This is a genomic window from Domibacillus indicus (assembly GCF_023715895.1).
Classification (GTDB): Bacteria; Bacillota; Bacilli; order Bacillales; family Domibacillaceae; genus Domibacillus; species Domibacillus indicus_A.
In genome coordinates, this window is the sequence record NZ_JAMBOO010000006.1 from 55603 (window position 1) to 73356 (window position 17754).

Consider the following 17754-nt stretch of genomic DNA (forward strand, 5'->3'; position numbering starts at 1 on the left):
ATTTAAAATGTAAAAAACGGAGCGTCAATGCGCTCCGCTTCCTTCATACCATAATGTAAACAAGTAATCCGCCCATTCATGCGGCGGCAGCTGCAGGGAATTTGGTGTATTAATCAGCTGAAAAAACAAACCGGCCAGAACCTTAATAGGGATGTCTGAACGAATCGTGCCCTGTTTTTGCGCGGTGTCAAAAATCCGATCCAGCTGTCCGCGCAAATGCTTAAGCATAACTAGTACGTCTTTCACCTGCTGTGCCGCTTTTTCAGATTGCGTGACATCCACTTTGCGGGCGTCTCCTAAAAAATAATGAAGATCTGCTTCTTCCATGTATACACGCAAGAGCTGCTGCAGCGCTTGAATCGGGTCCGTTTCATCGACTCTTCCGGCTTTTACAAGAGCCCGTACCATTGCCCGCTTCATGACAGCTGCTGCTACCTCTTCTTTGTTTGCATAATATTGATAAATCGTGCTGCGCGCTCCTGGCAGATGGCTGGCCAGCAGCTTTAAATGAAAGCTGCTGTAACCGTGCTGCACAATAAGCGCCTCCGCCGTATCCAAAAGCTCATCTTCTGTAAATGCCCGTTTTCGCCCCACGGCGACCGCCCCTTTAATCCAATTCTTTCCCTCAGTTTATCATGGGGCACCGGTTTGTTCCACACAAGGCTGTTTCCATATCAAAAGAGCCTGCTTGAAACAAGCAGGCTCTTTTGATTTTACATTGCTTCCGATACAGAGCCCATGCTCTCCGTCATCCAGAGAAGGCTCTTATCTGCCAATGCTGCTTTTTCGATTTGTTGATGCGGTTCTCCGTCTGTTCCTACCGTGATTTTTGAATGGATAAAGTAGGTTTGCTCGTCTGTTTCGGCGTATACGCCGGCAAGCACATCTTCATCGAACAAAATTCCTTTGACGGAAGCGCCTTTGAACAGCTTTAAATTCGAAAAGGATTCAGCCTGCCGATACAGCGCGAGCAGCACCATTCGGTTCATATGTCCATTATGCTTATATAAAGGCTTCATGAGCAGCTGCTGTACTTTTTCTTCTTCCAGAAAAACGTAGAGCTCCTGCATCGCCGGTTTAATATGCCGGTCAACGCTATCAAGCAGCTGAAGCTCATACATAAGCTGTGTAAACGACGTTTCATTTTGCTGTTGTGGCTGATGGAAATCCGGGTTCCTCTCCAGCACGATCACATTCATGCCCTGCTTTGCTAAAAAAAGCCCCATAATCATCCCGGCCGGCCCGTCTCCTGCAATACAGATATCCGTTTCCAATGTCACAGCACCGGCTTGTTGGCTTGTGATTGCAGTGGTGTCCATTTCCATCTTCCTTTCTTGAAAGTGTTAATTCTGTCTTGCTAATTTCACTATATAAAGAATCAAGATGGTTGTCTCGAAGTTTGTCAGAAAGATTGACAAACTTTTTTGATGATTCATTCTTTTTTAAGAAAGAAATTTGCTTTATTTCCGTTTTCCTGTTATTATGAAAAAGAATTATTTTTGTTCGGAAAAAGCTGTTAAGTGATAAACTTTCCATCTGAACGTAGTGAGCAAGGATAGTAACACAATGTGTGCACAGCACACGAGGAGGAAACACACATGGAACAAGGTAAAGTAAAATGGTTTAACGCAGAAAAAGGTTTTGGTTTCATCGAGCGCGAATCTGGAGATGACGTATTCGTTCATTTCTCAGCTATTCAAGGTGAAGGTTACAAATCTTTAGACGAAGGCCAAGCTGTAACATTTGATGTTGAAGCAGGTCAACGCGGACCACAAGCAACAAACGTACAAAAAGCTTAATTTCACTTCGTTATACGCAGCAGACTTTCTTTTGAAAGTCTGCTTTTTTTATTTAAAAACGGAAAGCCCTCTGTTTGAAATAAACAGAGGGCTGCATCAACATCAACATGGATTGTTAAATGGTATATTGAGTATACCACAAGATCTTTTTCCTGATGCTTTTATTTTCAAGATGTGTATTACACACCCATTTTCCGGCGAGAGTTGCTTACTTTTTTCGTTTGCTGGCTTTGCATTTTTTTCGTTGATGTATTAAAGCTTCCTTTTGCATTGCCGCCTGCATTTTGTGCTTTCTTTTCTTCCAGCTTTTTCATCATTGCTTCTTGCAGCGTCATTTTCTTTTCAGCCATCCTTATTCCTCCATGCTTGTTTTTTTCAGTGTATCATGTTTTTGCTTCATTTGCTTTTTATTTATAGAAACTTGCAGCCGGCTTTTTTGCCTTTTACGCAAAAAAGCTGTTTTAAACATCCAGTAAGCGCGATGCTTAAAACAGCTTTTTATCCATACTCAAAGTAGTGTTAGTGAGTAGTGTGACGTGCATTGTCCCGGTTGATAAGCGACAGAAATTTTAGTGAATATAATGCAGATAATCCAACAAGAATGTAAACGATTCTTGCCAGAAGAGCATCTTGTCCACCGAAAATGGAAGCCACTAAGTCAAATTGCAGCAAACCGACAAGAAGCCAGTTAATACCACCTACAATCAACAAAATGAGTGCAACAGAATCAAGAGCCTTCATGTTTCTGCACCTCCTTTCACTTCGTTACAATTAGTATTACCTTTATCCTCCATTTTGAAACATACAGCCAAAATAAGTTTTAAAAAAGCAGGATTGGGTTATAAATAAAACGTTTTACAACCGCAATGAAGTTCGTGATTATGGCTATACTAAAAAAAACGTGAGGAGTGAAAAAATGCTCAAAACAGAACAGTACGTGGACCGCATTAAACAGCACGCTGTCCGTTTTTCGCATGCTGAAGATCTGTCTCCTGTTGTTCAAGCGGCCAAAAATGCAAAATATGTCCTGCTTGGCGAGGCATCACATGGAACGTCCGAATTTTACACTACACGTGCCGCCATTACGAAACGACTGGTTGCGGAGCATGGCTTTTCCTTTATTGCAGTGGAAGGAGACTGGCCAGCCTGCTTTGAAGTGAACCGCTATATAAAAGGACAGGCGCCGGAGTATGCCAATGCGGAGGAAGTGCTTCGTTCTTTTCGCCGCTGGCCATCCTGGATGTGGGCAAACGATGAAATAGAAGACCTGGTAAATTGGCTATACGATTTTAATCAAACAAATGAAAAACAGGTTGGGTTTTATGGGATGGATGTGTACAGCCTGTGGGAATCCATGGAAGCCATTGTTGATTACTTGGAAGAGATTGGATCGCCTGATGTGGAGAAAGCGAAGCGGGCATTTGAATGCTTTGAACCCTTTCACCGCCAGGCCGAGCAATATGGCATTTCTGCTGCTTTTTACGGTGAAAGCTGCATGGAAGAAGTCATGGATTTACTCAAGACCATCCAGCAAAACCGAAAAACATATACGCATGATCCGGAAGCAGCCCTTAGTATGCAGGTAAATGCCCTTGCAGCGAAAAACGCAGAATCGTATTATCACGCAATGGTAACCAACGGAAATGAATCATGGAATATCCGTGACCGTCATATGGTAGAGGCTCTTGGATTTATTACGGCTCATTACGGAGCCGGCTCAAAAGGAGTCATATGGGAGCATAATACACATATTGGCGATGCGCGTGCCACAGATATGGCAGAAGAAAATATGATAAACGTCGGGCAGCTGACCCGGGAAATATACGGGCACAATCAAGTATTTGCAATCGGATTTGGTACTCACCGTGGTACTGTGATCGCTGCTGACAGATGGGGAGAAGAAATGGAAGTGATGCCGGTGCCGGAAGCAATGCCTGGAAGCTGGGAAGATATGCTTCATAAGGCCGGCGCCTTTAATCAATACATTTTATTTGGTCCTGAAAACCAGGATCTGTTTCGGGAAACAGTCGGACATCGGGCTATCGGTGTTGTTTATCACCCTGGAAGAGAACGATTTGGCAATTATGTTCCGTCGCGCTTATCCGAACGCTATAACGCTTTTATCCATATCGACAAAACGCACGCTTTGTCGCCGCACTTTTTTCATGGACTGCTTTAACAAAATAAAATTTTCCTACCCGGCAAGCAGCTTGCCGGGTAAATAAATGCCGAAATACAAAGCCTGAATCAAAAAAAGCAGTCCCCAAACGCGGCTTGAAATCCCGGTAGAGCGCTTTAAAGCAGAAGCATCTCCCGCTTTTTGAGGAGAAATAAGGCTTAAGTAAAAAATGACCCAGCTGCTGCGGACAGATTCCACCAGCAAAACCGCTGTAATCACATACATATATGCCTGCTGAACAGCCCCGGATGCGTACATATAAATGGCCGCGGTTCCTGCAAAAAACGCTACAAGCCAAAGAAAGCCGAACCAGTTGCGCACCCATAACACTAAACTGACCGCTAAAATCATAAACAAGCCGTAATACAGCCAGCCGGTATAACCATTCAGTGATGCCCAGGCAACAAAAAACGCAGAAGCAGATGCGAACGGATAGCCGGCAAGCGATGTAACAATCGCAGCGAGCCTGTTGGCATGCGTTGTATAGGCCACGCCGCTCGTATCCCAAAACAGCTGAACGTGGTGGATGCCGCCGCCCGACAAGAGACTTGCGAGTACGTGGCCAATCTCATGCAAAAGCGTATTTAACACACGAAAGTATTTCCCCGCTATCGGAATACACGTTAAAAGGATTGCTGCTCCAACGAACAACATCGCCTGGCTGATTGTCATCGCATCCCCTTCTTTATCCGCTTATTTCACACGTATAAGAACTGATTATATGCTTCAATTTATTTATTTTATCATGCACGAATAAAGTCCACCAACTTTCGGATGACTGGTGAAAAAAGCGATGCAGAGCACCGCTTTTTATTCAAGCCCGGCTCTTACATGAGTGGACTGTAAGATCATTTATCTCCATGCTGCCGCTTTTCTAGTCCTTATTAAAAGAACAGCATGTTTAATACGATCGTTAAAACAATCGATAAAACAATGGAAATGAGAATGCTTCCCATACAGGACATACGCATAGTTTATAACCCGCCTTTTGTAGTAGTGCCTTTCTTTTACCCCCTTCTGTTAACGCTTTAAACAAGCTTTATCCGTCCAGCCAGAAAAGCCTCTGCCTCCACTCTTTACTATGGGCATTTTCCGAAAAAAAACCCAATAAAATCCTCTCTCTTCTGTCGTAATGAAGTTCCATGAGAAAGAAGAGACCATTTTTCTTTTCTTCATTTATCCTTTTTACAGAGCGGCTCGCAGCAGTCCAAACAAAAGAAGGTGTCTTCATGAGACACCTTCTTTTGTTTGGACTTTATATTCATCTGGCTATATACGCAGCAGATATACCACGGCCCTGAATGAATCTTTCCTACCATCCGCGGTGCTGGTTATTTGTTTGGATATGGTCTGTTTCAGAATCAATCGTGCGTGCCATTTCTTTTATTTTAGCTAAACCATCATCAATCTGGCGCTTACTTGTACCGATACGGCTAGCTAACTGGGATAGTTGTGACGATTGTGGCGGATACGGTGCATTCGCCAATGCATTCAACTCTTGCTGGGCGGACTCTAAACTGATGGCAGCGTTATTTACCATATCTACGGCAAATTGAATTTTATCGGCAATATGGTCTACTTTATTCGCCACATCATTTGTATGCTGGTTTCCCCAGCCGTTTGAGTTGGAGTTAATATAGCTCATGACAGTACTCCCTTCTTTTAGCCTTGAACTTTATCTGTAATATCGTCAATTTCTTTAACCTTATTGTTGATCCGGTCTGTTAATGTATCAATTTCATCTGTAAGCTTATCGACGTCTTTCACATTTTTCTGTACTTCAGCTAAGTTGTTTAATGTGTTTCTCACTTTGCCGGTAATCCCGTCTGAAATGGTTCCGACCAATACCTTGATATGATCTGGTGCATCCTTGCCAACTTGAGCCACAAGTGAATCGATAAGCGGCTGAATTTCACCTAATGTTGTTTGCGCATTGATCAGCTCACGCGAGCAAGAATTTAACTCGTTGTCAATTTTATCAGAAGAACGGTCAATATCCGATTGAATATCTTTAATCTCTAACAAAACCTTATCAATATTGTTTCCAATTTCCCTTACTGAACTTTTGCTTTTAAACATGGTCAGTTCCTCCCTTAACAAAAATAAATATATAATTATGAGGCATAATTATAGACGATCACAAACACTATAATGCCTGCCCTTTGAGTGGGCGGAGGCCTCTTTTTGTGTGCATACAAAAGGTTCCAATTTCCTTATTTACCAGTATGCGTGATACATACTAGGTAGATAAAGTGAAAAATGACCTATCTCGGTGAAAACGACATTTTTATGAAATGCGATAAAAAGGTTCCTGTTTTGCTATTTCAAAACAAGCCTTCCACTTTTCTCTCATATATACGGATAAATATATAAATGGTTTCGTTCCTTTTTCTCATTCAGATATTTATTTAGACTCCATCGTTTTCCATGAAAAATCAGCGGCTGAAAACAAAAAAGAGATGCCTTATTAAGGCATCTCTTTTTTGTACATGTTATGATGGCGAATCGCTTGAATTCCATTTTAAACGAATACCCTGCGCCTCTTACCGGTTATCCACCGTTTCTGGATACAGGTCATGGTTCATCATGCGGTACTCAGCCATTTTCTCGTATTTCGTGCCAGGCTTCCCGTAGTTCGTGTACGGGTCAATGGAAATCCCGCCACGAGGCGTGAATTTGCCCCATACTTCAATGTAGCGTGGGTCCATCAGTTCAATCAGGTCATTCATGATAATGTTCATGCAGTCCTCATGAAAATCACCGTCTGTAAACCCAGTTATATCAAGGGCTGAGCGGCTTCATTCAATCATTGGTCACCACTATGGTCACTCGACTTGAACAATTCATCAAACGTGCCAGCCGCTTCAAGCTGCATCGATGGTAAAACATGACTGTATGTGTTCAACGTCACCGTTACATTTTTGTGACCAAGCCGCTCCTGAATGATTTTCGGATTCACCTTATTAGCCAGCAAGAACGTGGCATGTGTATGTCTTAGATCATGAAGACGGATTTTGGGAAGTCCTAACTGCTGGACGGTCACCTTAAACGCTCGTCTAAAGTTATTTGGATGCACCCAGTTTCCGTTTTTCGTACAAACAACTAAATCATATTGAAGGTACTCATCTGCCAGCACCTCTCGCTCACGAAGGATACCCTCACGATGTGCTTTCAGGCTACTCAGCAGAGCGTCAGGGACATAGACAACTCTTAGAGCGGCATTGGTCTTCCCTTCATCGATAAAGCCGTACACGCTATCCTCATCGATCTTACTAAGTGTTTGGCGAATGAAGATTCGTTTACCTTCAAAGTCAATGTCACTCCAACGTAATCCAAGGACCTCACCCATCCGCATACCTGTCTGAGCGGAAATATTGAAGCCGATAAAATGTCTTGTTAAGTTCAACACTCGCTGAGGAGCGTCTAAAAACAACATTATTTCATCCGCTGTCCATACCCGAAGCTTTTTTGGCATTCTTGGCAATGAAATATCGTCTAACATTGACTTGTTTAAGATGCCTTTCTGAGAAGCCTTATAAAGCACTTCTGCCACGATACCGTAAGCAGCTCGGATTGTCGCTGGAGACAGTTTACGCTCTTTGTGGAGTGTCTGAATATAGGTCTGTATGATTAATTCATTGAACTCATTCATTCGTACATCCCCAATATACGGCACAATGTTGTAGCGGATTTGCTGCTCATAATTTTGAATTGTACTCGGCTTTAGCTTAATCTTTTTTGCATTGAACCACTGTTCCAGATACTTGTGAAAATGAAGCTTAGATATGCTGACTTCTTTTTCTTCACTGATTTGTACTTGAAGTTTTGCCAGTGCTATCTTAGCTTCTTTTTTTGTTTCAAATCCCCTTCTGCGATATTGATTTCTCTTTCCGCTAAAAGGGTCTTTCCCTGCATCTAAAACAAAATAATATTTTCCCGTATTTAAATCTTTTTTTATTGAAGTCATTGTCACCACTCATCTCTCTAGGTGATGTGACTTACATTATACGCAAATTCATTTTAGCACATTTTTTAATCAGAAATAAGAAAATGCAAAAACAAAAGGAGCTAAACCTTTTCATAGTAAGGTTTAACTCCTTCTTTGTTATATATCCTCTATCTCATTGTTAATCTGTCCCATCAATAAATGCTCTAACCTCTTTCTCCCTGCTAGAATTCCATTTACTAATTTCCTCACTAATATCCCAAAAATCATCGATGTCTAAATCCGAAACTTTAGGCTCTAAATCTTCATCAATAATATAACTGCATGGCAACACCCTACTGTTCTCTATAACGCTATCTTTCTCGCCATCCCAATCTATTTTGAAATAGATAAAGAAAATTACAATGCCCCATTTTGCTTGATAAATAAAAAAGCCTAATCCAAAGGAACACTTAGTTATTTTGTTTGCTTTATATATTTCAATGAAATATTCAAAATGGTCACTATTATAATCAATCACATAATTATATTCCTTAGGTTTAAAAGTACCTGGATAAAAATAATTTTGAAATGATTTAGGTGTACTCATACTTGCTATTTGCTGTAACAAAGAAGTATCTGATTTTAACTTAACTTCTTCCTTAGAAAAAATGTCGTTTAGGGGCATTAGGTTTCTATTTTCTGCTATGTCATAGATTTTTTTATGAAAATCATTTAAATTATATTTTTCTTTGAATAAATAGCCTTGAATATCTTTAAAACTTTCTTTTGTATACTCACTTAAAAGTTCTTCTAAATTTTTTGAAGTAAAGTCTTCTACTTTCTTTAATACAGTCTTATAGACAAACTCCTGGGCAGTAGCCCTTGAATCGAAGTCTAACTTAATCTTACTTCCTATATTATCTGAATCATGAGTTGAATTTAGTTCTTCAGGTTCATCCTGATGCTCTTCATTAATAGGAATTTTTTTTCTTTGTTCAGAAGATTCTTTCTCAGGTGCATTAATTAATTGTTGATTATCTATTTTTGCTAGTGGATATACACCCGCTATTCTATTCTCAATAACAGGAATTTGAGAAAATACACTATCTCTAGCAGTTGCTTTAGTAACATAATCTTGAATTACTGTAGGTGTTAAAATTCCATCACTATCATAAAGAGTATCCTCATAGATTGCTTTAATAAAATAACTACTTAGCAACCCATGTTCTAATGCTGAATATTCACCCGCCCACTCATTTGTCCCACAAGCAAATAACATCATTGCTCCATTTGCTGTAGCTTCATACTGATCTAATATATTTGTAACCTGCCCGCTTCTAGTCATAACTTTACCACCAGATTGACAAGCGTCAATAACATACAACTGAACACTAGGGTTTAATTTAAATGATATTTCATTAAAAATGTCCTCTATTGGGTATTCACTCTCATGCAAACATATTTTAGATTTTTCTTGTTCAAAAAAACCATGTCCAGCAAAGAAAAAGAAAAAGGAATCCTCTTCTGATTTAAATGTCTTTGAAATAGTGCTTACCGCTTCCTTAAACTTGCCTAGCACTTCTTTAACTGGATGCTGTTTATCACTTATAATTAAATGAATATTTTCTTCTTTAAACATACATCTATCTATTAAAGCATCGTTGATGGCATTGGCATCATTTACACAATAATTTAATGGTTTAACGCTGTAATCATTTATGCCAATCACAATTGCATACCTAGTTCCCATTTTTCCATCTCCTTAATAATTCTCTAACTATACTACCTTGATCGGAAATTTGATAAGGTGTATCTACAACATAATCTCATACGCCGTCCATACCCAAAAATTTTTCGGCTTTCTTGGTAGTGGAAAACATCTAACACTATGACTGATTAAGTTCTGTATTTTGGATTTTCTTTTGTGAACCACCTATAATTAGGTCCATCCCATCCCTGGTATTTTGATGTGAACTGTCCTATGGCTGCTTCATATTGCCCAAGAATAAGTACAGCATCGCTCTATTTTGTGGTAAAGTTTCATCATCTAGCAAATCCAAATATTCAACCGCTTCTTCGTTGTTTAATATCTGTTCTTTAATTTTTTTGAGTAACCGATTAATTAATTTCACTTTTAAAAGATATAATTTTATAAAAATTGATAATATTTAATCATTTTTATCTCTACCTATGATTCTACATTATTCCCAATTTTAAGGCAATAAATTCAACATTTTGTCTAAATACATGAATAATTATAGTCTTATGTAATTATTTTCCGAAAATTGATTAGGAAAGAACGATATTCTTTCCCTATTGTGTTGAAATGAAGCATCCGTCAAACAGATGACATTTAAGCGTATCTTAATTTTATTTTGGATTTGTACTTAAAGCGATTTATTATTGAATAATGATGTAATCGCTTTAAATTTTTAAGGTGGTTGTGTTCGAAGGTCGTCAGGTGATAATTACACATTACTAGTTGCTTGATTCTTTATACATTACCTCTAACAATTAAAAAGCATTATTTCTATCATGAGTGATAATCACCTACAATAAGAAAGTACATTCATTTTTTAACAAAAATCTAAAAGGTTATATATTTGACTAATCTTTAAAAGGCTTTAGTCATTGATGACTTTCTCTTCTAGCTTTTACATACAAAATATAATGCGTTTTATAGAATGGTCATATATATAACCTTTTAAAATCATTCATCAATAAGGCAGTGCATCCAATGGTATATCTGCTTTCTTTTTCTTAGATTTTTCTTCTCGCTCCTTTTCCTTTCTTTCCAAGATTGCTTCATATTCCTTCCGACTAATGTGTTTGATTTTTTTATAAAATGTATCGCCTTTGTCATTAAAATTTTGTTCTTTATTGGTTATGTATGTGCTGCTTAATCTTTCTTTTTCCTCTAAGCCCACCGCAAAAAACTCTTGATTATGTATAACTTGTATCATTCGGTATCTTTTTAAAGAATCCATCGTATTTACTAATGTCCCGCGTGAAAATCCTAAATCGTTTTCCAATTGTGTCAAGGATACTGTATAACCTTCTTCATATTTATCGTTCATCATCTTTAAATAACTATATAAATAAAAGCCATTGCAGCCAATCTTTCGATGCTCCATACAAAAAAGAAATATTTCAAATGGGATAAGGGTTGTATTCTCTATATTATAAAAAGTACCGTCTGGATAAATTTCTTCATATACTGAATAGTCATCTTCAATGTCTCTATGAAATGCTTTTAACGGCTTGCTGACCTTTAAATTGTTCTTGTAGATCAGCTTCCATTCATCTCTTAATCCCTTTACATCCTCGATATATTCTTCGTAATAATAAAATTCCAATTCCCTATTTCCTACAAAATCGTCTGTTATTTCCACCGACATCGGGATTTCTCTTGTTAATTTAATATAATTTATTTCTTCGAGAATCCCACCCTTTTTTATCAGATAGTCTACGGGCTTATAAAGTGGTGAATAACCCAGGATACATTTCAAGTCTTTTTGAATAATAATACGATTTCCATATTTAGCATTCCGGTACAGGTAATTAACTAAATAGTAAAATGAGAATGCAAAGGGACGATGATATTTCCTTATTTTCTCATTTTGAAAATCTTTAAAAATTTCGTTTGGTACAAAAATTTTCCCTTCCCTTTCCTCATGTTCTAAATATTTTTTTAAATTCTTCAAACTAAATTCTCCTCTTGCAATAAGATTTTTTTGTTTTTATTTAAGATAGTGTATGTACTAAAACAGATGATTAATCATTTATAAACCCGGTAATATACCTCATAACATCCACCTCACTTTTAATTCTTAATTTCAACGGCTTCAGAAACAGAACATAAGGTTCTACTTTAAAATTTTTATATCCCCTTCAAAAAAATTCTCTTTTTTTATAAATCTGTTGACAAAAGATATTGTAATTGTTTATAATTATTATATGATGGATATTTTTATGTTTTGAAGTAGATTGAATAAATTTTACTATCTTTAATTCTATATGTCAATATTTCTTATTAAAAAAACAGCAATTCCTCATTGTATAAGTTAAAAAGAGAATTTTATGCACACGTAGAACACAAGTAAAAAACCTGTTTATTGAGGGGATTCCGAGTATATGATACGCACATTCACACGTACATAAAAATAAACTGATTGCAGCGATTAAAGTGCCTTACTCCTCTTGATAAAGAGCATTGGGTCAAATGGTGAAAACCAGCCCCCTGATTTGAAAGCTTACAGAGATGTCGATTTAGTTCAGTTACATGAAAAGAACCGCCTTGTATGTGACGGTATCATGCGGAAACTTCATGTTTTTGTTCAAAATGCAACCTTTAATTGGAACACTCAAGACCGCTTTAAAAAATCTTCTCGATCTTCTTCAATTTCCTAATATACTCTTGTTGCTTTTTTATATATTCTTTAGAAGATTCAGTTCCATATCTAGACACTGCTTCTTCCATGTTAATGCCCATTCTAATACCTCGACCTAATATGGCAGTTGGTCTACCATGACGTTCATTAACTGAATCATCCAAATCCTCTACCCAGCGTATTATCCTAGCATGCATAAAGCACTGTTCAACACAATTTCTATATTCCCACTTAGTCATTTTGTTTTTAACAGCCATATATTTAATGGCTTTATCCCAAGCATTTAAATCTAGATTATGTTTTATCGACGCAGTTTCGAACCAGACAAAAGGATTATCGGCTGATTTAGATTTGTTTAAACTGGCGGACAGTGGAAGCATATTTTCATAAGTTGTACCGCCAATACCATATTCAACTACTATTTCTCCTAAATTAATGGGGACAAAGTGATCTAGAACTACTGCTTCACTTGTGCCTGAAAGCATACATTTTGAATTAGCGTGTTCGACCAATATAAGATACTTTTCTTTACTTGTTAGTGTATTAGGAAGCTTTTTTTTCAATTGATTTCTTTTTTTGGAATGATGTCTAAAGCGTTCATTATGACAGGACTTGCATTTACCTCTTCGACCGTGTTTTCCATCTTTGTTCGGATAAAAATCATGTAACGCTTTCTCTTTTTCGCAACGTGTACACCTTTTTAATATTTCGCTCATAATGCCTTCCCTCCAAACTATTTCTTCCAAGTTTTTATTTCACTCTAAGTATTTCTGCCTGACTACCTTATATCCTTTTAAGATTATTATGCCGACGTTACAGTTAGGAAAGCTTTATACATTTTGTAGGGGCGGAAATGCCAACCTTATTCCCCCTTTACAAGCACATCCATTTGGTGAAAAGCACTCTTTCCTTTTGTAAAAACTATTTTCGAGAAGTTCATTTTGCTAGTACATTTAAAGTGGCGTTATGTAACATCAAGAAGAGACGGAAAAAATCATTTCTTAGTAGGTCGCACAAGATTGGAAATTATTTCTCATGTAATGAAAGGGTGATTCTATGGCAAAAAGAGGAGAAGTAAAAACAAGTAGAAAGAAAAAATCAGAGGAATTGGACATAACGGGCTTTAAGTTGCTCCCTTCTGCTAAACCGCCGCTGTTTCATGGATACACAGTAAGAAAGACTGTTAGTAGTTACTTCTGGGGAAAGAAATTGCGTCCTTTCATATTAGAACAGCAAGGGAAAAAATGCGCTGTTTGCGGCTGGACACCTAAACATGAAACTGAAATGAAACGCCTTCACTTGCACGAAATAGAGAAATACGATTTTGATAATAAAGTATGCCACTTAATCGACATTCAACTCATTTGTTGGAAATGTCACTCATTCCAACATATTGTACGAACTAAATCAGTATCGACAAAGGAACAGTGGGAGGATTTGATGCTGCATTTCATTCGTGTAAATGGCTGCCCTGCTGAAATTGTAAACCAGTTTGACTTGGTGGTAACGAAAGCACTACAGCAAGAAGACAATAGTGGAAAGCCCTTAGAAGCACGCTCTTTAGAGGAGATTTTTAAATTAGCAAAAAAGCCTGCAAAGTTTACTATTCATCCTTCCATCCCTTTTGCAGAGGAATTAAAGAAGCAAATAGAAAAAAAGGGGTTGCTCTATGAGTTTGAACAGCAAGAATAACTATATCTTTAAATAATAACCTTCATGCTACCTTTAACAGGGCAAGCATGAAGGATTTCTTATGTGTAGTCTTTTTATGATCGATTAAATGTCCAATGAATTGAGCGGATTATATTTGTCATTTTGCTCCCTCAATTCATTTCCCCACATTGCAACATAACGCATGGTCACGTTGATATTTTTATGCCGTATTAATTTCTGTATAACACGCTATTACTATTACTTAGCTTTATAATCCTCTTTTCATAATCCTTGTTCATATTTTTGTTTTTGGCTCTTACCTTGATTCATAAAATCAAAGTTTTATGCACACGTAGAACACACGGAAAAACCTTGTTTATTAAGAGGATTTTAAGCATGTTATGAAAGCATGCACACGTACAAAAAAATGAAGCTGAGTGCGGGGATGAAGGTGCATTAACCAAACTAGAAAATGCACCTTGGGTATCTGGTCATAAACACCCCCTTGCTAATGTGAACTTATTTTTCTAAATTTCTGAGCATCCTATCTACCGAATGCCAATAGGAATCTTGGTATAAACGCCCCTCTTTGCAAACAAGCACTCTTCCGAATTTAAATTCCCCTTCGTTTGGAAACATATCAGAATTTGCTTTGAGATTGACTGAACCAACATATTCTCCTGCAATACCAAGATGAACGATAACTCTGGTTTTAGACAAAGTAAATAATACAGACGATCCCTTCAAATAATTAATTTGCATTTTTATTAATCCGGCTTGCCCTTTATCTTTGTCTTCAACCTTTCTTAAATTATCATAGAAACGTAATCCATTTACTTTTCCTATTTCTTCTTTTAAATCCTTCGAAAACACAATTCTTCTTAACGAATCATGGTCTGCGTGTTCTAAAAATGTATTGCCGTATACAAAAAAACCGGCTGCTAAGGCAACTTTGCAAATAAATTTTATTCGAATGTGAGGATTAATCATAAACTCTGTTTTTAATTGTAGCGAACCAATGTTAATAATTTCTTTCCTCTTAATTGGATCAAATAATTCTAGACCTTTTTCAGTAAAACTCACAATAATTGGTTTTCCGTCAATTGTTTTTGATTTTTTTAAATCTAGACGGGGCAACTTGCCGGAATGCCCGCGAAAACTGCTTTTTATAAGTTTCATCTTCATTAATGGGTCACTGTGAAAGTTACCGTCAACCTTATTGCCTACTGTAGAATTTAAATGCTTATCCACTAGAATTGTAAAATCGTTTGATCCGCCCAAACTCAAAGGAATGATATGTTCAACATTACATTTTTCACGATCTATTTCTTTATTTGAATAAATACAATATAATTTACTGCTCAATTTTTGCACCCCTTGTTTAAATAAATGAATTAAAGCTTAAATATATCAAAGTCCATCTCGATTTCTTCCGCTGTAATTCCAATATAATCTAGTGGGATGGCTGGATGGGAATGGTTTAGTATCTTTTGCAACTTTGCTACGTCATAGAATTGTTTGTAATGCCAGTATCCGAACGTTTTACGCATCGTGTGTGTTCCAATTCCTGTACTTATATCAGCCATGTCTGCTGCTTTATTCAATTGTCTGTACGCTTGTATGTGTGTTCATTCAACGCCCCTTTTTACAAACAAAAAAGGCACGTGATGGATCACCACGAACCTTGATGCTTTATTTTAATCTCTAGCTAACAGTAGACCGATAGTGTTGATTAAACAACCAAGTCTTTGGGAAACTCACTCTTCGTCCTGTTTTTCAAAATCACTCCATGTCCAGTTTGACCAATGAGTGTTTGGATTTTCTTCATGTATTACATTTTTATCATTTAGCTCAATAGCGTTTGCAAGGCTTTGAAAGAAATGATTTTCACTTGGTTTTTCTTCATCTATGTGTTCCCACTCTTCTGTTTGGTAAAATAAAGGAAGGGAAGGGACAGCATCAATCTCTTGAAACATGTCTGAATTGCTCAGCCAAAATTTCTCTTTGCAATAGGTACTCAAAAAGCGAGCCAGTTTGGTTGGATTAAAGGATTCGGGTTCAATTCCTAACTGTGCGTAATCTCCAGCCTGAGATTCTAGGACAACTGTCTTTTTGTTTACAATTAAATCCAAATGGAAGGGATTCACTAAAAATTGATCGTCATCATCCCATAGTTCTCCCTTGTCTGCTAAAGTCACAATATCGTCTAAACTGATAATAAACCCTTGTTCCTCGGCATCATTCCCGTAAACATAAAGATCATTAGCAATGTTTTGGTTTTTATCGACACCTACGATTTCGAATACAATAAGCCAGTTTTCTTCATCTTTAAAAACCGACAGCCTGCATTGAGCTAAATCGAAATTGTAATTATCCAATACTGGAAAATCAAAATCTTCTGAATAGCTATCTAATGTTTTAAGTATTTCTTTTGCTTTCATTTCGAATTTCACTCTCCAATAAAGCTAGTCAACCAAGTTAGATAAAACTTGAAATAGCTTCCTTTAATTCTTCAAGAACTTCTTCGTCTTCTTCTATGTCTAACCGTTCTTGAAGCATTGGAAGAACCTTTTTGTTACCAATGTAATGTAAAGCATAGATAGAATACGCTCTAATTTCTTCATTTGGATCGTTAATACATGATAATAAAGAATCAACCAATCTTTCATCAGGAAAAGATTTGGCTATCTGTGTACCCCAATACCTCTTTCCTTCATTTTCGCTTTGTATGATTTCAATCAACTGTGGCACTATTTGGTCACTAGAAAAACTTTCTAATACCGCTACAGCATGGTCATATATCCCATAACTCTCACTTAAACTAAATGTCATCATAATAGGTGTAATACAGATTGGGTCTGGATGTTCGATAAAATAATTAATCGCATCAGCATATTCGTCTAACATTTCTTCAGTCATGCCTTCTTCATCAGGCATAGGAGAATATTTTTTAAGTCCTAACAGTGCTTGGTCTTTATTCACCAAAATTCACCTCTATTTTAATGTACACGAGTTGTTATTAGGTGTAAATTTTTGTAATCCAGCTACTGGATTTAGATTTCACCACAATTAAGTTTTCAGTCTGCCATCGAAGTGTCCCCAAAAATCTATTATATACAACCTCATTCCCTACTTCTGTTACTAACAATTGGTCAATCAGTCTTTTTCCACGTTCATTATAAACTTCACAACGCAATTGAAAACCTTCCGAACGATGAATCCCTTTTAAAATAGCTGTTTTTTTGCGGCTAGGACTTTTCTTTGGTGTTTTATCAATCAAAAAAACTGTTTCATAGTTTTGTTTCACAATTTCTGCAAGTGATTCTTCTATATAAGAAGAAAGGATAGGTAAAGGCAATGTTGTGTATTTTTCTAAGACAGGAACAATATAAGAATGAACCAATGATGAAAAACACTGAAATTTCTCTTCGATTGATTTTGAATTTAAAAAGGACATAAAATCATCTGGAACAAATATGCACATTTCCTCGAGAGCTTTATCTTCTTTGTAGGAGACAGATTTTTTTGGATTTGCTAAACAATAAACTCTTATGGTATCAAACCCCCTTAACACAACTCCCAACTTGTTTAGTTTCTCTGAGAAAATCAGTTCAAATATTCTCATTTCATGCAGCCGGTTGTAATGCTTTTTAGGACGGTTTTTTCCCCAATCTTGAAAGTGAATAGAGAGCATTTGTCACAACCCCTTTATCTAACTCTTTATGGTAAGAGAAAATTATATCATAGTAGCCTATACTCAACAGTACGTCCATACAAATGAACAACACTATTCCAGATTGGGAA

Annotated in this window: 18 protein-coding genes and 3 pseudogenes; 3 read left to right on the forward strand and 18 right to left on the reverse strand. The window is 37.2% G+C overall.

What is annotated here, in order from left to right; genetic code table 11:
* Positions 1–24: 24 nt before the first annotated feature.
* Together M3221_RS11900 and M3221_RS11905 are read right to left on the reverse strand one after the other, a co-directional pair.
* A complete protein-coding gene (locus M3221_RS11900; RefSeq protein WP_251271987.1) occupies positions 25–594 on the reverse strand; it encodes a TetR/AcrR family transcriptional regulator in 570 nt (189 codons plus the stop codon).
* A 119-nt stretch (positions 595–713) separates the two neighbouring features.
* Entirely contained in the window at positions 714–1319 is a 606-nt protein-coding gene (locus M3221_RS11905) for an FAD-dependent monooxygenase (protein WP_251271988.1), read from the reverse strand.
* A 279-nt stretch (positions 1320–1598) separates the two neighbouring features.
* Here M3221_RS11905 and M3221_RS11910 point away from each other — a divergent pair, with 279 nt between their 5' ends.
* Positions 1599–1799, forward strand: a complete 201-nt coding sequence (locus M3221_RS11910) for a cold-shock protein (protein WP_242233813.1) — start codon at positions 1599–1601, stop codon at positions 1797–1799.
* Between the two features lie 179 nt (positions 1800–1978).
* On the opposite strand, the gene M3221_RS11915 is transcribed toward M3221_RS11910, so the two are convergent.
* Together M3221_RS11915 and M3221_RS11920 are read right to left on the reverse strand one after the other, a co-directional pair.
* Positions 1979–2149: a hypothetical protein gene (locus tag M3221_RS11915; RefSeq protein ID WP_242233814.1), complete on the reverse strand. Its 171-nt coding sequence runs from the start codon at positions 2147–2149 to the stop codon at positions 1979–1981.
* Positions 2150–2318: 169 nt separating this feature from the next.
* A complete protein-coding gene (locus M3221_RS11920) occupies positions 2319–2540 on the reverse strand; it encodes a DUF378 domain-containing protein (protein ID WP_242233815.1) in 222 nt (73 codons plus the stop codon).
* Positions 2541–2715: 175 nt separating this feature from the next.
* Between M3221_RS11920 and M3221_RS11925 the strand changes: the two genes are divergently transcribed.
* Positions 2716–3978: an erythromycin esterase family protein gene (locus tag M3221_RS11925; protein WP_251271989.1), complete on the forward strand. Its 1263-nt coding sequence runs from the start codon at positions 2716–2718 to the stop codon at positions 3976–3978.
* Positions 3979–3993: 15 nt separating this feature from the next.
* On the opposite strand, the gene M3221_RS11930 is transcribed toward M3221_RS11925, so the two are convergent.
* The 8 genes and pseudogenes from M3221_RS11930 to M3221_RS11965 all read right to left on the reverse strand — a co-directional run bounded on the left by M3221_RS11930 (position 3994) and on the right by M3221_RS11965 (position 13013).
* Positions 3994–4650, reverse strand: a complete 657-nt coding sequence (locus M3221_RS11930; RefSeq protein ID WP_242233817.1) for a M50 family metallopeptidase — start codon at positions 4648–4650, stop codon at positions 3994–3996.
* A 640-nt stretch (positions 4651–5290) separates the two neighbouring features.
* Positions 5291–5623 carry a hypothetical protein gene (locus M3221_RS11935; protein ID WP_251271990.1) on the reverse strand — a complete coding sequence of 111 codons (333 nt, stop codon included), beginning with the start codon at positions 5621–5623 and terminating at the stop codon, positions 5291–5293.
* A 17-nt stretch (positions 5624–5640) separates the two neighbouring features.
* On the reverse strand, positions 5641–6057 hold the full coding sequence (locus M3221_RS11940; RefSeq protein ID WP_251271991.1) for a hypothetical protein: 417 nt from the start codon (positions 6055–6057) through the stop codon (positions 5641–5643).
* Between the two features lie 464 nt (positions 6058–6521).
* Positions 6522–6740 (reverse strand): annotated as a pseudogene (locus M3221_RS11945) (tunnelling fold family protein); the annotation flags it as partial.
* Positions 6741–6784: 44 nt separating this feature from the next.
* Positions 6785–7945, reverse strand: a complete 1161-nt coding sequence (locus tag M3221_RS11950; RefSeq protein WP_251271992.1) for a site-specific integrase — start codon at positions 7943–7945, stop codon at positions 6785–6787.
* 160 nt (positions 7946–8105) lie between these two features.
* A complete protein-coding gene (locus tag M3221_RS11955) occupies positions 8106–9656 on the reverse strand; it encodes a caspase family protein (RefSeq protein WP_251271993.1) in 1551 nt (516 codons plus the stop codon).
* 967 nt (positions 9657–10623) lie between these two features.
* Positions 10624–11610, reverse strand: coding sequence for a hypothetical protein (locus M3221_RS11960; protein WP_251271994.1), 987 nt, complete (start codon positions 11608–11610; stop codon positions 10624–10626).
* A 671-nt stretch (positions 11611–12281) separates the two neighbouring features.
* The gene (locus tag M3221_RS11965; RefSeq protein ID WP_251271995.1) at positions 12282–13013 is read right to left on the reverse strand and encodes a hypothetical protein; all 732 of its coding nucleotides are present in this window, start codon (positions 13011–13013) and stop codon (positions 12282–12284) included.
* A 340-nt stretch (positions 13014–13353) separates the two neighbouring features.
* Here M3221_RS11965 and M3221_RS11970 point away from each other — a divergent pair, with 340 nt between their 5' ends.
* Complete coding sequence (locus M3221_RS11970) at positions 13354–13989, forward strand: hypothetical protein (RefSeq protein WP_251271996.1); 636 nt, start codon at positions 13354–13356, stop codon at positions 13987–13989.
* 84 nt (positions 13990–14073) lie between these two features.
* Here M3221_RS11970 and M3221_RS11975 read toward each other — a convergent pair.
* The 6 genes and pseudogenes from M3221_RS11975 to M3221_RS12000 all read right to left on the reverse strand — a co-directional run.
* Positions 14074–14193, reverse strand: a pseudogene (locus M3221_RS11975) (integrase); the annotation flags it as partial.
* 276 nt (positions 14194–14469) lie between these two features.
* Positions 14470–15315, reverse strand: a complete 846-nt coding sequence (locus M3221_RS11980) for an HNH endonuclease (RefSeq protein ID WP_251271997.1) — start codon at positions 15313–15315, stop codon at positions 14470–14472.
* A 29-nt stretch (positions 15316–15344) separates the two neighbouring features.
* A pseudogene (locus M3221_RS11985) lies at positions 15345–15578 on the reverse strand (tyrosine-type recombinase/integrase); the annotation flags it as partial.
* A 129-nt stretch (positions 15579–15707) separates the two neighbouring features.
* Complete coding sequence (locus M3221_RS11990) at positions 15708–16391, reverse strand: DUF7003 family protein (protein ID WP_251271998.1); 684 nt, start codon at positions 16389–16391, stop codon at positions 15708–15710.
* Between the two features lie 37 nt (positions 16392–16428).
* Positions 16429–16932 (reverse strand): HEAT repeat domain-containing protein, encoded by a 504-nt coding sequence (locus tag M3221_RS11995; RefSeq protein ID WP_251271999.1) that lies wholly within the window; start codon positions 16930–16932, stop codon positions 16429–16431.
* A 37-nt stretch (positions 16933–16969) separates the two neighbouring features.
* Positions 16970–17644 carry a hypothetical protein gene (locus M3221_RS12000; RefSeq protein ID WP_251272000.1) on the reverse strand — a complete coding sequence of 225 codons (675 nt, stop codon included), beginning with the start codon at positions 17642–17644 and terminating at the stop codon, positions 16970–16972.
* Positions 17645–17754 lie beyond the last annotated feature (110 nt).

Excerpts from the sequence above, each read along its gene's own strand:
- M3221_RS11940 (WP_251271991.1), bottom strand. The coding sequence starts at position 6,057 with ATGTTTAAAAGCAAAAGTTCAGTAAGGGAAATTGGAAACAATATTGAT.
- M3221_RS11955 (WP_251271993.1), bottom strand. The coding sequence starts at position 9,656 with ATGGGAACTAGGTATGCAATTGTGATTGGCATAAATGATTACAGCGTT.
- M3221_RS11930 (WP_242233817.1), bottom strand. The coding sequence starts at position 4,650 with ATGACAATCAGCCAGGCGATGTTGTTCGTTGGAGCAGCAATCCTTTTA.
- M3221_RS11905 (WP_251271988.1), bottom strand. The coding sequence starts at position 1,319 with ATGGACACCACTGCAATCACAAGCCAACAAGCCGGTGCTGTGACATTG.
- M3221_RS11965 (WP_251271995.1), bottom strand. The coding sequence starts at position 13,013 with ATGAGCGAAATATTAAAAAGGTGTACACGTTGCGAAAAAGAGAAAGCG.
- M3221_RS11915 (WP_242233814.1), bottom strand. The coding sequence starts at position 2,149 with ATGGCTGAAAAGAAAATGACGCTGCAAGAAGCAATGATGAAAAAGCTG.
- M3221_RS11920 (WP_242233815.1), bottom strand. The coding sequence starts at position 2,540 with ATGAAGGCTCTTGATTCTGTTGCACTCATTTTGTTGATTGTAGGTGGT.
- M3221_RS11970 (WP_251271996.1), top strand. The coding sequence starts at position 13,354 with ATGGCAAAAAGAGGAGAAGTAAAAACAAGTAGAAAGAAAAAATCAGAG.
- M3221_RS11990 (WP_251271998.1), bottom strand. The coding sequence starts at position 16,391 with ATGAAAGCAAAAGAAATACTTAAAACATTAGATAGCTATTCAGAAGAT.
- M3221_RS11925 (WP_251271989.1), top strand. The coding sequence starts at position 2,716 with ATGCTCAAAACAGAACAGTACGTGGACCGCATTAAACAGCACGCTGTC.
- M3221_RS12000 (WP_251272000.1), bottom strand. The coding sequence starts at position 17,644 with ATGCTCTCTATTCACTTTCAAGATTGGGGAAAAAACCGTCCTAAAAAG.
- M3221_RS11910 (WP_242233813.1), top strand. The coding sequence starts at position 1,599 with ATGGAACAAGGTAAAGTAAAATGGTTTAACGCAGAAAAAGGTTTTGGT.
- M3221_RS11935 (WP_251271990.1), bottom strand. The coding sequence starts at position 5,623 with ATGAGCTATATTAACTCCAACTCAAACGGCTGGGGAAACCAGCATACA.
- M3221_RS11950 (WP_251271992.1), bottom strand. The coding sequence starts at position 7,945 with ATGACTTCAATAAAAAAAGATTTAAATACGGGAAAATATTATTTTGTT.